Here is a 14,701-nt window from a genome sequence, read left to right as displayed (position 1 = left end):
CCCTCTTTGATTGATTCTTTCTAATGACTCAGTTCCCCCGTTGAGAAGACCATTTGGTCTTCTCTTTTTCTATCTGTAAAATTAAAAAACATCCACAAATGTACATGGATGTTTTGGTATGACTCTATAAAGTAAGATGATCATTGAAGATAGCTGTTCTCAAATCCAACCACGTTTTCAAATAAACGCTCATCTAAAAAAGAGTGGCCCTTGTCTTATCTCATCAGAACTACCATCATAAGTTTCTGCAAAAACTCCACAGATAAAAGATGGTGTTTCGAATTCCTATACCATGAGATTTTCTGACGTTCACAAGCCATCTTTCCTAAATCAAACTTCCCTCTTCCACACCTAGTCACTGACTACTATTTTTGAGTCCAGCGTATGCATAGGTTCGATTTCTAGGAGACTCTTTTTCCGTCACCACCCTAAAATAAAAGCGATGCTCTCGCCCATCCTTGGCATTTTCCTTGTTTAAGACGAAGTAGTTCTTCTGATTCATTGCCATGGTTCGTAGGATGTCATCGATCAAGAAAGTCAGTGGCACATTCATAGCAGAGTATTTTTGAAAATCCTCTTCAAAACGAATATAGGCATCAGAAAAATAATCCATCTGCAGTTTGTTTTCATACAACTCTTTTCTAGTCATAAACTCCCTCCTCCCACAGTCGAATTTCGAGGACATCTACTACCTCTACCAGCCTATAGCCCTCATTGGTCCTAATAGATAGAGTTTGAGGTGATAATTCACTCACCTCGCCGATGATCGTGGTTTTCTGCTTCTTTTCCTTGACCACAAAGTATCCCTTTAGTTGCCCGACATACAGCTGCGAAAGCAAGAGTAACTTCTCAACGGAATTCAAATCTGTCGAAAAAGCAACCCGATTTCTTTCTTCACCGAGTGAACTAGTATGCTCTGAGAGGAAAAAGCCCATCCACTTCTGCATCCCTGGATCTTGATAGTCACGCGCAGATTGAAAGGGTAAATAAGAACGATCAATCATTTTAATCCATCTAATCCTCCAGCAGAATGCCCCCCAATCAGCTTGCTTCTGGCAAGACTCCTAGAGGCTTCTTCCAGTGCGTTGGCCTTTAAGAGGGAGGTAAAACCAAATTGTTCCCGAATGGCATCAATAGCTGTCTGGAGCCTTTCTTCTTTTTCTAACTTGTCAACATCATCAAAGAGGGAGATCAAGCCAAAGGACTCGTCCACAAATCCTGAATAGTTGACTCCGACACTTCTGACCGCTCCAGAAGTGTATTTATTATGAAATAGCTTCAAAACATAATCCGTTAAGATAGCTGTATTATTGGTCGGTTCGACCTTCATTTGTGTGTGAATAGACGGCCTAACCTCCTGTTTAGAGAAACCGACATAGATAGAGACAAGGGTTGTTTTCTTACCCGCCCTTCTCAGCCTAATAGCCACCTGCTCCGCCATTTCTCGGAGAATAATTTCGATATCCCGTAGCTTCACGTAGTCTCTCGGCAAGATTTGAGAATTTCCTAACCCTTGGGACTTGGCTTTATAGGGCCTGTGAACATTGCTCTCATCAATCCCGTTAGCATGAAACCACAAACGCAGGCCAGCCTGACCAAGTGTTTTCTGTAGCTGGTCTGGATTGCTGGCGGCCAATTCTCTGATGGAAAAAATCCCCAGAGCATGCAAGCGTTTCTCCATCCGCCTACCAATTCCCCAAAAGTCCGTCATCTTGGGAATGGCCCAAACCTTCTCTTCCACATCCTTGTAAGACCAGTTGGCCCTCATGGTCGGGGTGTGCTTGGCCTCATTATCCAGAGCCAATTTAGCCAGTAAGGGATTGGCATTGGACATGCCCACTGTAGAGTAGATCCCTGTCTGCCTCCAAATATCCCTCTGGATACGAGCAGAAAGCAGATCCAGCTTGTCTTTGCGAAAGAGACTCTTGTCTGGGATGAAATAGTTGAGCGAACTAGTCAGATCGATAAAGCCCTCATCGATAGAGTAGGGATAAATATCATCTGGACTGCCATAATTTTGGAAGATTCGCTGGATTTCCATATTGACCGCTATGTACTCATCCATCCTAGGTGGCACAATCAAAGTCACTTGAGCCCAATCTTCGATGTAGCGAACATAGTCTGAGTCAGTCGGCAAGCCTTGCTTTCGAGCATTGTAATAGGAAAATTTGCGCGTTTTGATATCAAAAGGCAGATCATAGGCCCGGCCAACATTAGACTTACCAAAAATCTTCTTAAACATGGGAGAGGAAGCTAAGATAAGACCAGTAGAATTATCCGCGCGACTCATGACACAAAGCGAGGTCTTCAGCGGATGCAAGCCTCTTTTCACACACTCAACGCTGGCATAGAAAGATTTCATATCGACAAAGGCAATGTCACTTTTGGGCTCTCTGGAATAATCAAAGTAGCCCATAGGCTAACCCTCCATCGGCACAAAGTTCCCAACGATAATCCCCACAATCCGAGGATCTTCCTCATAGGAGATGAAAATGTCCTTGTATTTAGGATTTATAGAAACCAGACGCAAACCATCTTCCTCCCGATAGACCCGTTTGATATAGGTCTGGTTGTTGCAGACTACTGCATAAACTGCCCCATCATAGTCAAATCCTGTCTCCCGAATCAGAGCCACCGAACCATTTTGATATTTAGGTTCCATAGAGTCCCCAGATACCCAAGATGCAAAATCATGGGCCAACTCCTCGTTAAAGTAGACCGTATCAAAATTCTGGTCATCATAGACCGAAGCCCCAATCCCTGCTGACATGCGTTCGTAGACACGGTATTCGTAGAGTCGATTGGGCATGGTCGTCACCTTCTGAGTTTGTTCCTCTTGAGCCAGGTTGCGAGCATAGAGCACAACCTTGTCCTTCCCTTGCTTGGAGAGGCTATTGTAGAGACGGACAATCTCAATCTGAGTAAAATACCCTTTTGCAACTTTTAAAATCTTCTCTAGCTGAGCAACCTTCTCCTGGGATGGTTCCTTAATCCCACGTTCCCAAGCCGAGTAAGCCTGAAAACTAATCCCTAATTCCTCTGCAATTTCCTTCTGTGTCAATTTTAACTCTTTTCTCCGAGCCTTGAGTTTTTCTGGTTGGTACATGATTCACCCCCTAGTGTGATGTTTTATTGAGAATATCTCTCTTAGAAAAACAAATCGACGGTTGAGCTTACATCTCTAAAACTCAACCAATTCGGTTTAGTTTTATTATATAAAAAAAGTGGACGATTGTCCACTGGGAAAATCAAATTTTAACAGACACAACTGGAAATTATGAACAAAAAACTGACCTAGATCTAGCAACTCCTACTCTAATTTTTGCAACAGCTTTACAACTTGACTATTTTCAATCTTCACATAGTATACACCACTATCACTGACAAGTTTATCCTCTTTATACTTAGCAATTTTGACAGCATAAAGACCGCGTGGTAGGGGTTGGTTGGCAAAAAATTCCTTCATGAGCGCTTCAAGCTCTTTAAGATAGTCATCATACAAGAGATCTCTTTTTTCCTTCGGAACGAAATATTGAAATTCAAATGTCGGTATAAAAATCTCTTTTTGGAAAAGATATTGAGCATCCATTGGATACATCCCTTGCAGAGCTTGGCCCTTGCTTTGATTTTCCTCTAATATTTCATTATAAAGATAGATATTATCAGATTGGTTATTAAATTCAAAACCAATACCTTGATACTTCAAATCAGGTAGTTTAGGATCTTTGATTGAACTGTCCAGTGTTTTTAAAAATTCGCTGGTGCCTGGACTAACCTCAATCCCTAAATAGGCTAATTCTGGAAAAACATCATAAATTTTTTTACCATTTTTGTAACCAACCTCTGCATCTGTCTTTCCATATGTTTCACTTTTCGAAAAGCGAGTATAGTATTTAAATCGAGTTTTAACCTGATAGGTTTTTCCAGCTATATTTTCACTATAGGTACCATGGATTATAAATCCTCCCACACTTGTATAGTTTTTCTCGTATTTTTCTAACTCAAACTGTCCTGTAAGACCGTAATTTTGATAAGAACGATGCACAGCTTGCTCAATCTCAGTTCGACTTGCATGGGCAAATAGCCCCCACATATCCATTAGAGAAAAAATCGGACTGAACACTGTGAAGATTACCATTGGAATCACTATGGATAAGCAACCTATTAATAGCCAATTTCTTTTCTTGGCCTTTCCTTCAGATTTTTTAGCAGTTTTCTGTTTCCTTTTTAAGATTAGAATGAGCAAAACCAAAATCCCTAATACTAATAAAACCAAGCTACAATCTCCTTTTATCGTGGATAGCTGTTAACAGGTGTATAGGAGGCTGACAGAAATACTCTTCTCACCTACTAACTTATCCTGAAATCCATAAACTCGTCTGAAACGAGGAGCAACCCTTGTCTCATTATACCACATGAACCATACTGTGAGAAGATGAGAAATACAAAAGAAAACCACCTGAAATAAATTCAGGCAGTTTATGGATTTATGGAAAATCGTTATATTGACTCTCTGCGATTTCAACCATTTTTCTACGATTGTGGCGTTCCTTGGAATCTTTCCCTCCTTGGATATAACGCTCTTTGCGTTCTGCACGTGTTTCAGGTGCTTTCGTATACATATTATCACCGATAGACTGAGCCATACTCGCATCTACACTTCGAAAAGCCTCACCAACTGCCCCAAGATAATCATCTAATGAACTAATCGTGTCTACCATTTCCTTAGATAATTTTTTAAGTTCATCAGTCGCATTTTGAATTTGTTCTGTCGCAGAGGAGTCTATCAGGTCAGAGGCATTATTCTGCAATTCTGCACTCATATCTTTAAAAGCTCCATTCACTCGGCTTAGGTTATCCGAATCAATTTTTTTTTGATTGTTACTCATTTAGAACCTCTTATTCTCCTTTGTCAACCAATATTCGGCGTTGCTTGTTTAGTTCGCGGTCTTTGGCAACATCGTAATACAAGTCAAACTCTTCTTTGGTATTGACTGAATGCTCTTGATCATCCTTACTGAGTTCGGCTGGAATCGTAAGCCCTTCGTAAAGATTCGTATTTTCTGGGACAAAAAGCTGATACAAATCAAGAAACTGTGGAACATCTCCATAAACCTTCTCATAATCATACTTAGAATCAATCAAAAGGAAAAACTGTGAATCTTGCTCACTTAATACTTGATAAACTTTAGGTGCAGCTGTCTCCAAAACACTTCCCTTCAATACATCTTGACGAAAAGACAATTTATTTTGATTCAACAAATCATACGCTGTAGATGTTCTCAAATCGGTTGTCATCTTTCCCATCTTGTCCTTTAAAGGACCCAGATCTACCGAAGGGCTTTCAGGATACTTTTGTATTTTTGTATCTTCCCAATCAATTTGCTTGGTTTCTAAATTCAGCCATAATTGTTTTTTCTGTGATAGCTCCCATCCTCGTTTGTATACTTGTATGGAAATGTAGTCTTTGCCATCTTTTTCGATAATACCTCCAGTATCTTCCGGTATATAATCAGGGTTATAGTCCTCTACAAGTTTATAAAGATCGAGCTGACTCCCTTCCAATTTTCGATCACCGATTCGATAAATGGACATGGCATAATAAACTTCGGGATCCTCTTTAGGTAATTTTTGTGTTCCTCTATAGGTAGAATTATGGAAGTACTTGCGTACGATATAGCGTTGATTGGAGGCACCATGAACACCCAAAAAGTTTTCGCTCAAGTCCGGATTGTATTTGGCAAACAATCGATCCTCTTCTGGATTCAGCGACTTCCAATGCACGGCAACTCCCCTGCCATCTTCTAAAAACTCATAAGAATCAATTTCCCATTTTCCTGTATAGTAACCCATATTTTCATATTTTTGGCGTTCTTGCTTGGCCTGCTCTGATTGTTGATAACTATGATAGCCCCATAGAAGCAGAACACCCAACAGGACAGATCCGACTATTAGTAGTACTTTCTTCATTTCTCTCCCTCCTTATTTGCCATATTGCTTTTCGAAATACGTTATAAAATCTGATAACGAACTATCTCCCGTGACTTTGTTAACAATATAAGGAATTGTTTGAATCTGTTCTGGAGTCATATTTTCAATCGTAAGGCCTTCACCATTTGTATGCTCTCCCAAAAGGAAATTTTTCATAGCTAGATCTTTATCAAAGTATTCGTTAATTATTTTATAAGCATTATCTCTCAAACCAATTGACTCAAAGTAACCCATGACACCTTTCTGGTTTAATTCTTGTACCCGTTGGTAAGCTCCATAGTCTGCATAAATACTAGATGACTGGGCAATCGTCTCTATTGAAGGACCTGCCACTTCATGGTTTAACTGCCAGCCCCCTTGACCAACCAAAACATTATAAATATTTGTGTTTTCATTCGTTGTTTTGGCTTTAAACTCAGCCACCTTACTTTGTAGTTTAAAGAAGCCTGCTAAAACCTCATTGGCAGACTTGCCACCATAATTACCTATTTTTTTAATAAAGGCATTCGCTCTTCCAGAAGTCATCTCATCCAGCATCTCATGCGTGTTTTTAATTGAGTCTGTTGCATGTAACTGTGATAAAGAATCTGCAACACTAAAAGTCGCCGCAGCTGCCGGACCTCCAATATAGGTTAAAATCGTTTTTATCCCTTCTTTTACGATAGTTTCTTGGAACTCAGCATCCGCTTTCTCATGTTCTTTTTTGATTTTATAAAGTTCAGCCTCATATTTACCAGCCAAAGCTCCGTCAATTCCTTTTTCATGGTGTGATGTATAAGTTTCAAGAGTAGTTTTGGCTGGGACACTAAGCTCATCATAGTCTGGAACCGTCTTAGAACCATAGTGATATATGGACTTTTTACTTTCTTTAACATGTAATTCCCATTCAGGATTTACCGCATCATTTAATTTAATAAAGATTTCTTTTCGAGTATATCGAAGTTTTGCATTTGGATCAAAAGGATCATCGTTCCTAAATTGTACACCTGGATTCCCTTCTACTTTTGTTCCAATTTTCAAGATTCGAACCGCAGTCAATAAACCTGATAAATCATTCATCTGACTTAATTTTGTATGATGCTTTTCCATTGTTGCAGCGTCATGCTCGGGATCTTGCTCGTAAGCATACATTTCAGCTATCTGTATTTGTTTGGATATATGTTGCTGTTTATCTAACCTTTCTGAAAAGACATTAACCTTGGATTGATCCGTTTTCCCCATCGCATCTAACAAACGATTTATCTTCTGAGTCCCAATCTCACTTCTATCCATCCAAATAGTCAATTCTTCTGCCAGATTCATGTAGCCCCCATCAGAAATTTTCTCTGGGTCATTCTCCATTATCTTGTCTACATCTTCTAATTTTCCAGAAAGAATCGCTTGCAAGACTTGGGCATCTTCCTTTGTAGTGATTCTAGAAAGATAAACCATATTTGACTCTGTTAGAGTATTATTTTTTATAGCATCAATAATCGTCTGAACTGGTAATGTCGTTACAGTTCTTGCGTTCTGTGTAATCTTTGTCAAGGATTCAAAGGTAGTTGATACCCCTGAAACGCCTGAAGATAGGCTATCATGCGCAGATATAATGCCGCTATGCGTTTCCTTACGTGCTTTGATTTCATCTGCAATATAAGCGTCTGCTTTGGCATCAAAATCTCCCAAATTAGAGTCTCCATCACCCATTGCTTCGATTGCTTCATCAAACAAAGCTACCATTTCATCCTTAACGATACTGATTAGATTACGCTGAGGGGTTCTAAGGGACTCTGTAAGTGTATTAATCGCATCTTCATCAGTATGGGCATGACTGGAAAATCCTAAACCTTTAATCTCCCCAGTAAATGTAAAGACATGCTGCCCATAAGTTCGTATCGCCTCTGGTGTCTGTGAAAAAACAGACTTCTGAATCTCATTCAAACGTTTAAAGAAGGCATTAATGGCAGCCGCTTTTTCCCCTTCTAGATTAGTATTGAACTCACGCATTGTATCGCTTGAGACTTCTTCAAATTTTCCAGCAAATCGGTGAATACTCGTCCCGTAATCTTCTAAACCTGAAATATTTTTTACTTTTACTGTCATCTATCCCTCCTCTATGATGCTAGAGCTGCATTTAATGCATTTCTAGCATTCCTTTCAATATTCTGAGCAGTTAACAAATCCGACTCCAAATTCTGAATCTTCGTACTTAATAACGCGAGTATTTCTCTTTTCTTCGTTAAAATGATTTGCCTCAAAGAATTCAAATCTTCTTTTTCCTGATTTTTTTCGTCATCGTATTTCTCACCCAAGATATTTTCAGAAAGTGTAACAACATAATCAATCTCTGTTGATTTCTTTTTCAATTTATTTTTAATATATTTTAAATTTGAAACTTCGCCACTCAATCGTGATACTTCTGCGGTCGCTTCATATAAAGCTTGAGATAACCCTACTATTTTTTCATAACTAGCCATAGCTATCCTCCTTTTCTATATCATTAATACTTTCATTTTACTTGCCAACCCATCGGAAACATAGTAATGTTCTTGTTCTATTATACCACATGAGGAATAATGTGAGAAGATGAGAAAAGCAAAAGAAAACCACCTGAAATGAATTCAAGTGGCGAATAGTTAGGGGAGCTCATTATAAACAGAGGCATCGTAGATCTTCTGCTGGATTCGTTTCTTTTCTGTATACTCTTGTGGAGAAACTGTATACATCTCATTAGTTTCAATGGAGCCCGCTAAATCGGTATCCATATTTTTAAAAGCTTCCGCAATCTTGTTCATAAAGCCATCTAATGAGTCTACCGTCTCTACTAAATTTTCCATACATGTTTTTGCGACACCAGCACAGGATTCTAGACTACTTGTGACTGATGAGTCAATAATAGTCGACATCCCCTTTGAAATCTCATCTGTCGAAACTTTGATACTCGCCTTAATGCTTTGAATTCGCATTGGCTGAATTCGCTTAACGGACATTACTCAACTCCTCCTTTGGTTTCAAGACATTGATAAACTCTTCATAAGAGTGAACCACATGGTCCTTCCCGTCCCTAGTTACCTCTCCATAAACCGTGAGGTTATCAAATAAATCACGGTCCTTAGGAATTAAGAGGCTAAAAATATCTGATAAAAGCTTAACATCTGTCTCGTTAGTTAAAAAATAGAGACTTCCTTTTTCTTTACTCATCAAGTCATAAGCTTTTGGGTATTTCTCCCTCAAGAGCCAATCTGAAGACTGTTCAATCACAGATTGTGAGAGATTAAGACAGGTAGTGTTATCTATAAAATCATCATTATAATAGTAATTTTTCAAACTTGTATAACGGTTAAATAAATATGTATACCTATTCTCAAGAGCAACCCCAAGTTCTTTAGGAACATCCTCTAGCTTACCTGTTTCCATATTAAAGAGGACTTCCTTACGGTCATGACCCCCAGTTTTTTGGAGAACTACCTTACGATACTCTTGATCATTGTATGTGACAAAATTAATATAAGTACTTGAAACTGGAAAGTATGACGAATCATAATCCGCAACAGCCTTTAAAAGGTCATACTCCTTACGAGGCAAATCATCCTGACTGGTATCATAAACCTGAATCTTCCAATACTCCCCCCAACTCAGATTCTTGACATCAAAGCGATTATCGTCCCATTTGTAAATTAAACGTTTACTGTCTGTCGAAAGGTAACGTTTCCCATAAATTGCACTGGTATACTCCAGTGGTTCTTCATTAGCTTCCTGCTCATTGCTATGATTGACATATTTCCAAGAAATGACCAACCCCTGTCTATTAGCTAGAAACTCATAAGAAGCTGGTTCTACCTCAGGAGTTCGCACTTTATAACGGTCATGTGTTAGGTAGCGATATAAGGGATAGGCTCCAGAAACCACAACAAGAAGGCTAAAAAGTCCCAGAATGATTAGTATTTTTTTCCTGTATTGTTTCATTGACTTCCTCCTGAATATTTGTTGTTTGTATCTGATAAACAAAGATTATAAACTCTTAATCCATTATACCATATGCGTGACACCGTGAGAAGATGAGAAAAGCAAAAGAAAACCACTTGAAATGGATTCAAGTGGCGAATAGTTAGGGGAGCTCATTATAAACAGAGGCATCATAGATCTTCTGTTGGATTCGTTTCTTTTCTGTATACTCTTCTGGTGAAACTGTATAAATCTCATTCGTTTCAATAGATCCTGCTAAATCGGTATCCATATTTTTAAAAGCTTCCGCAATCTTGTTCATAAAGCCATCTAATGAGTCTACCGTCTCTACTAAATTTTCCATACATGTTTTTGCGAGACCCGCACAAGACTCTAGATTACTTGTAACCGGTGCATCAATGATAGTCGACATCCCCTTTGAAATCTCATCTGTCGAAACCTTAATACTTGCCTTAATACTTTGAATTCGCATCGGTTGGATCTGTTTAACGGACATTGCTCAATTCCTCCTTTGGTTTCAAGACATTGATAAACTCTTCATAGGAATGAACCACATGGTCTTTCCCGTCCTTGGTCACCTCTCCATAAACTGTTAGATTATCAAACAAATCTCTGTCCTTAGGGATTAAGAGACTGTATATATCAGAGAGAAGCTTGATATCTGTCTCGTTGGTCAAGAAAAATAGCCCACCTTTCTTCTTAGTCATCAAGTCATAGGCTGCAGGATACTCCTCCTTCAAACGCCAGTCTGAAGACTGTTCAATTACGGATTGAGAAAAACTAATTGGAGTGTCTATATGTAAAAGGTCACCTGCATAATATTCTTTTAAATTAGTAAATTCTTTAAATATATTAACATTTCTGTTCTCTAGAGCCTTTCCGGCATCCTTAGGGATGTCTTCTAGTTTACCTGTTGCCATGTTAAAGAGGACTTCCTTACGATCCTCACCTCCCGTTTTCTGGAGAACGACTGTCCGGTATTCCTGATCTTTGTAAGCAAAAAAATGAGTATAGGCACTTGAAACTGGAAAGTAAGAAGCATCATAATCCGCAATAGCCTTCAAAAGATCATACTCCTTACGAGGCAAATCATCCTGACTGGTATCATAGACCTGAATCTTCCAATACTCCCCCCAACTTAGATTCTTCACATCAAAGCGATTATCTCCCGATTCATAGATTAAACGGATACTTTCTGTGGCTATAAATCGTCTCCCATGAATTACCAAACTATAGTCAACCGGCTCATCCCTATCTCTTTTCCCATTACTATTCTTTGTCTCTTTCCAAGAAATGACCAGCCCCTGTCTATCAGCTATAAATTCATGAGATGCTGGTTCTACTTCAATTGACCAAACTTTATAGCGATCATGTGTCAAATAGCGATACAAAGGATAGCCTCCAGAAACCACAACAAGAAGGCTTAAAACCCCCAGAATGATTAGTATTTTTTTCCTGTATTGTTTCATTGACTTCCTCCTGAGTATTTACTATTTAGATAGAGCTGATATTCTTCATAGCCATGTTTGGCATTTTGGTCAGAAGAAATCGATAAATGTTCCAATACATTTTTATACGTTTTCAACTGGTCTACGCTCATATTGACTAGAGAAAGATCGGTCTCCTCGCCTAAGAGATACTTGCTCATTTCTGGTGTTACAGAATTTGAGTTAAGTTGATTTTCTTTGTTTATTGCTTCTTGGATTATTGCCCTTGTATCATTACTAGTACTATTCACCTTATAATGGCTGGACGACTTCGCATATTCAACATAAGGAACAAGACCTTCATTATCCATCTCTTTCAAGCGGACCTCTGTATAAAAATTATGTGTTCTCATGCGAGAAATTGCGACTGAACTCTTCCCATCTTTCTGGAAAAGATAGGTATTCCCTCGATTTAAAAAGTCATCCACCATCTCAATGCGTGTCTTTTCTTTTTCCAAGTCATATCCCTTTAACTGATCGACATACTTCAAATAGGCTTGTATGGTTGCTGTTGGTAATTGAATACCCATATTGTATGGACCCGTCTTCGTAAAACCACTTTCAACAACTTTCCCCTTAACGGTTATATCCTTATCAATCGCAGAAAAGAGTTCTTTACTGAATTCCTTAGAATCACTGGTAGCCAGAGCATCAATCATCGAGACGATAGGAACTGCTTCAGGTATGAAAGTACCAACCAGTGCATAAGTTATAGCTTTACCCATTGCAGCACGCATATCTTTATTCGCTTCTTCGCGAGATTTCTCAAGTTCACCGATCCGAGCCTGCTTCTCTGCCATATTATTTCCAATAGCGGTTGCGTATTCTTCCATTTTGTAAACCTTGGTTTCGGTTGTATTGCTAATACTCGTTGGATAAGAGTAGCCACCTATATTCATTTCCAAGGTTGTTTTCTTTGTATCAACCGTATTCTTAAATGAAAATGTTGCATCCGATATATCTGAAATTGAAACTTTTGTTCTCGTTTCGGTGACATATAGTTTGTCACCAACTGCTAATTTTCCTTTTGATGTTTCTGTCCGTCCTATCTCCATTACATAAAGAGATTCCATCAAACTAACAAACTTATCCGTCAAAGCAAGATGCTTATTATATGCTGCCATCTGGTTGCTCTGTAAAGTGCCGTCTTTAGCATATTGAACTTCCATAACCTTTTCAAGAGTATCACCTAGCCTAACTCCAGCCTTTTGAAACTCTAGCAAAAATGGTTGGTTAGCAGAAAAATCCCGATTCCCCATAGCGTCTAAAAGATGGTTCAGAGTGGCTGCATCTCCTGATTCAATCCACTCCATCATTTCCTGAGCACCAATACTGTAAAATCCTTCACTAAGATCCCCAGGTTTTTCGTTTAATATGTCTCCTGGCTGTTTATTAAGTATTGCACCTAAAGCACGTCCATCTGCTTCTGTTTGAATACTATCCAAATAACTGATTTTTCTCTTAGTAAGACTACCATTTTTAATTCCTGCTAAGATACTAGAAGCCGGAATATTACATACTGCACTGGCATTTTTTATTCTAGTCTGTAGAGTTTTTAGTTCTGCTTCTGCATCCGTAGTATCTTTTGATAAGGTATCATGTGCTTGTTGCAAGGCGTTATGAGTATCACGACGTGCAGTCGCTGCACTAGCTAAATCATCTCCCGCAGTTGTTTTAATAGTTGTTAAATCTTCTGATTCAATACCTAGTTCAGCAGTAGCATCGTTTAATAGCGTTTGAAGATTATCGACTTTTGTTTTGATCTTCTCATATTGTTCAGACTCCACGCCATCTAATTTTTTATAGACAGAATCATTACCAGTTTGTTGAGTCCATGCTTTATTTTGGAAACCGGCAGCTGTAGCAGCATTTTCAAATGTTGATAAAGCTGTTGAAAAATGCGTAATAGTGGTAGGATACTCTTGAAATACTTGGGTCTGTAAAGTATTCAATCGAGTGAAGAAAGCATTTATTGCCTCTCCTTTGTCCTCTGAATCTCCTGTTTTACCTGCCTTTTCATTAAATTTACGCATCGTTTGTTTAGAAGCCAAGTCCACACCTTTTGAAAACTCTTGAACAGCCGAACTATAACGAGCTATGGCCGGTAAGTCATGTACTTTTATAATATCACTCATACTTTACTCCTCCGTTGTTAGACTTTTTTCAATTTCTAACCAACTAATACTAAGGCTAATCCCCGACTTCTCTGTCTCTAATTCAGAAATTTTCTGAGTCAATTTGGCCACTACGTCATCACTCTTTGCTGAAAGCTTTTGTTTAGCTGTTTTTAGTATTTTCTCTTCATTATTGGTTTCATTTAAATATGGTGTTCCTGCTAAATAATAGGTCGTTTCAATATGTTCATTGCTCGTAAGTACATATTCTATATCCGTTGAAAAATCTGTAAGTGCTTTTTTACATTCTTCCAATCGACTAATTTGACTATTCAAATTAGTAATTTCTCCACGCTTAGCATCTATCTGAGCTTGTATGGTTGCTTTCCCCATCACTCCTCCTTATATCATTAATACTTTCATTCTACTTGCTAACCCATCGGCCACATAGTAGTGTTCTTGTTCTTCTAATTGTGGCTCACGAACAGGTCTGTTGGTTACTGTCAGAACTGATTGATCGCTTAAGCGAAGCCCTATAACAGCCTGCTTATAAGAGCGAACAGTTTTTGAGACCACATCAATGTATTTAGTAATCAATGGCGAACTCATTACAAGAGAACCATATCCAGCTCGAATTCCTTTGTCTAGGACATAAGCCAATGTATCAAGCGCTTCTGAGTTTAATTCTACCACTAATTCGGTTAAATTGTAAACAACCACTGTTGCAACATGATCTCGCTGTTTGCCTTCTAACCGCTCCTGAATTCTCTTCTCTATACTTGCAATCCCCGCCTGATATTCCTCTGGACTTGCAAGAATCGTCACTCCTTCCATTTCAGGTAAGTTATGATACTTCGGTGCCAAGATGATGACCTTCTGTTTCCCTTTGGCAATGTGTTTCACCAAGGCTGTCATCTGTTCTTCTTTATCTGTTAGGTAGAGAAGATTTCCTTTAGCCAGATTCCAAGTGACGGGCTCAACTGTCTCCATGTCAAGTCCTAATGGCACGAGGCCGTGTTCATAGGCAGTCTGCACGCTTGCTCGGCTATAGAAGTCTTTCTCCGTCAACTCCTCTGGTACCATCGGGATGGCACTTGGGCGTTGTCCTGTCCAGGCTTCTTGGAGGGAAGCCACTTCCTGACGTAGGTTGTTGAGGACTTGGGT

At 39.0% G+C, this 14,701-nt stretch carries 15 protein-coding genes and 1 pseudogene; all 16 read right to left on the bottom strand.

What is annotated here, in order from left to right; genetic code table 11:
* Positions 1-355: 355 nt before the first annotated feature.
* Positions 356-649, bottom strand: coding sequence for a DUF5960 family protein (locus Q4443_RS09465; protein ID WP_049519858.1), 294 nt, complete (start codon positions 647-649; stop codon positions 356-358).
* Complete coding sequence (locus Q4443_RS09460) at positions 642-1,004, bottom strand: hypothetical protein (protein WP_049490282.1); 363 nt, start codon at positions 1,002-1,004, stop codon at positions 642-644. Before Q4443_RS09460 ends, Q4443_RS09465 begins: the two co-directional genes overlap by 8 nt.
* Positions 1,001-2,416, bottom strand: coding sequence for a Y-family DNA polymerase (locus Q4443_RS09455; RefSeq protein WP_049519859.1), 1,416 nt, complete (start codon positions 2,414-2,416; stop codon positions 1,001-1,003). The genes Q4443_RS09460 and Q4443_RS09455 overlap by 4 nt, the downstream gene beginning before the upstream one ends.
* 3 nt (positions 2,417-2,419) lie before the next feature.
* Positions 2,420-3,106, bottom strand: coding sequence for an XRE family transcriptional regulator (locus Q4443_RS09450; protein ID WP_049519860.1), 687 nt, complete (start codon positions 3,104-3,106; stop codon positions 2,420-2,422).
* A 204-nt stretch (positions 3,107-3,310) separates the two neighbouring features.
* A complete protein-coding gene (locus Q4443_RS09445) occupies positions 3,311-4,276 on the bottom strand; it encodes a hypothetical protein (protein ID WP_049519861.1) in 966 nt (321 codons plus the stop codon).
* 211 nt (positions 4,277-4,487) lie between these two features.
* Positions 4,488-4,889 carry a hypothetical protein gene (locus Q4443_RS09440; protein ID WP_049519862.1) on the bottom strand — a complete coding sequence of 134 codons (402 nt, stop codon included), beginning with the start codon at positions 4,887-4,889 and terminating at the stop codon, positions 4,488-4,490.
* Positions 4,890-4,899: 10 nt separating this feature from the next.
* The gene (locus tag Q4443_RS09435) at positions 4,900-5,970 is read right to left on the bottom strand and encodes a hypothetical protein (RefSeq protein WP_049519863.1); all 1,071 of its coding nucleotides are present in this window, start codon (positions 5,968-5,970) and stop codon (positions 4,900-4,902) included.
* A gap of 12 nt (positions 5,971-5,982) precedes the next feature.
* Positions 5,983-8,073 carry a hypothetical protein gene (locus Q4443_RS09430; RefSeq protein WP_303408313.1) on the bottom strand — a complete coding sequence of 697 codons (2,091 nt, stop codon included), beginning with the start codon at positions 8,071-8,073 and terminating at the stop codon, positions 5,983-5,985.
* Positions 8,074-8,084: 11 nt separating this feature from the next.
* Entirely contained in the window at positions 8,085-8,447 is a 363-nt protein-coding gene (locus Q4443_RS09425) for a hypothetical protein (RefSeq protein WP_000179342.1), read from the bottom strand.
* Positions 8,448-8,606: 159 nt separating this feature from the next.
* Positions 8,607-8,960, bottom strand: coding sequence for a hypothetical protein (locus Q4443_RS09420; protein WP_049519866.1), 354 nt, complete (start codon positions 8,958-8,960; stop codon positions 8,607-8,609).
* Positions 8,950-9,936 (bottom strand): hypothetical protein, encoded by a 987-nt coding sequence (locus Q4443_RS09415; protein WP_000816347.1) that lies wholly within the window; start codon positions 9,934-9,936, stop codon positions 8,950-8,952. The genes Q4443_RS09420 and Q4443_RS09415 overlap by 11 nt, the downstream gene beginning before the upstream one ends.
* Positions 9,937-10,078: 142 nt before the next feature.
* A complete protein-coding gene (locus tag Q4443_RS09410) occupies positions 10,079-10,432 on the bottom strand; it encodes a hypothetical protein (protein WP_049519867.1) in 354 nt (117 codons plus the stop codon).
* A complete protein-coding gene (locus Q4443_RS09405; protein ID WP_000816351.1) occupies positions 10,422-11,405 on the bottom strand; it encodes a hypothetical protein in 984 nt (327 codons plus the stop codon). Before Q4443_RS09405 ends, Q4443_RS09410 begins: the two co-directional genes overlap by 11 nt.
* Positions 11,402-13,558 carry a hypothetical protein gene (locus Q4443_RS09400; protein ID WP_049519869.1) on the bottom strand — a complete coding sequence of 719 codons (2,157 nt, stop codon included), beginning with the start codon at positions 13,556-13,558 and terminating at the stop codon, positions 11,402-11,404. Before Q4443_RS09400 ends, Q4443_RS09405 begins: the two co-directional genes overlap by 4 nt.
* A 3-nt stretch (positions 13,559-13,561) precedes the next feature.
* Complete coding sequence (locus tag Q4443_RS09395; protein ID WP_000513720.1) at positions 13,562-13,930, bottom strand: DUF5082 family protein; 369 nt, start codon at positions 13,928-13,930, stop codon at positions 13,562-13,564.
* A 9-nt stretch (positions 13,931-13,939) separates the two neighbouring features.
* Positions 13,940-14,701: pseudogene (locus Q4443_RS09390) on the bottom strand (type VII secretion protein EssC); the annotation flags it as partial.

It is taken from the genome of Streptococcus sp. GP0011, from assembly GCF_030546305.1.
Classification (GTDB): domain Bacteria; phylum Bacillota; class Bacilli; order Lactobacillales; family Streptococcaceae; genus Streptococcus.
The sequence above is the reverse complement of the archived record's forward strand: the minus strand, read 5'-3'. Positions and strand labels throughout refer to the sequence as shown.

What these genes read in the sequence shown, in the direction of transcription:
- Q4443_RS09410 (WP_049519867.1), bottom strand. Translation starts at nt 10,432, where the DNA reads ATGTCCGTTAAACAGATCCAACCGATGCGAATTCAAAGTATTAAGGCA.
- Q4443_RS09455 (WP_049519859.1), bottom strand. Translation starts at nt 2,416, where the DNA reads ATGGGCTACTTTGATTATTCCAGAGAGCCCAAAAGTGACATTGCCTTT.
- Q4443_RS09415 (WP_000816347.1), bottom strand. Translation starts at nt 9,936, where the DNA reads ATGAAACAATACAGGAAAAAAATACTAATCATTCTGGGACTTTTTAGC.
- Q4443_RS09425 (WP_000179342.1), bottom strand. Translation starts at nt 8,447, where the DNA reads ATGGCTAGTTATGAAAAAATAGTAGGGTTATCTCAAGCTTTATATGAA.
- Q4443_RS09465 (WP_049519858.1), bottom strand. Translation starts at nt 649, where the DNA reads ATGACTAGAAAAGAGTTGTATGAAAACAAACTGCAGATGGATTATTTT.
- Q4443_RS09460 (WP_049490282.1), bottom strand. Translation starts at nt 1,004, where the DNA reads ATGATTGATCGTTCTTATTTACCCTTTCAATCTGCGCGTGACTATCAA.
- Q4443_RS09405 (WP_000816351.1), bottom strand. Translation starts at nt 11,405, where the DNA reads ATGAAACAATACAGGAAAAAAATACTAATCATTCTGGGGGTTTTAAGC.
- Q4443_RS09400 (WP_049519869.1), bottom strand. Translation starts at nt 13,558, where the DNA reads ATGAGTGATATTATAAAAGTACATGACTTACCGGCCATAGCTCGTTAT.
- Q4443_RS09395 (WP_000513720.1), bottom strand. Translation starts at nt 13,930, where the DNA reads ATGGGGAAAGCAACCATACAAGCTCAGATAGATGCTAAGCGTGGAGAA.
- Q4443_RS09420 (WP_049519866.1), bottom strand. Translation starts at nt 8,960, where the DNA reads ATGTCCGTTAAGCGAATTCAGCCAATGCGAATTCAAAGCATTAAGGCG.
- Q4443_RS09450 (WP_049519860.1), bottom strand. Translation starts at nt 3,106, where the DNA reads ATGTACCAACCAGAAAAACTCAAGGCTCGGAGAAAAGAGTTAAAATTG.
- Q4443_RS09440 (WP_049519862.1), bottom strand. Translation starts at nt 4,889, where the DNA reads ATGAGTAACAATCAAAAAAAAATTGATTCGGATAACCTAAGCCGAGTG.
- Q4443_RS09435 (WP_049519863.1), bottom strand. Translation starts at nt 5,970, where the DNA reads ATGAAGAAAGTACTACTAATAGTCGGATCTGTCCTGTTGGGTGTTCTG.
- Q4443_RS09430 (WP_303408313.1), bottom strand. Translation starts at nt 8,073, where the DNA reads ATGACAGTAAAAGTAAAAAATATTTCAGGTTTAGAAGATTACGGGACG.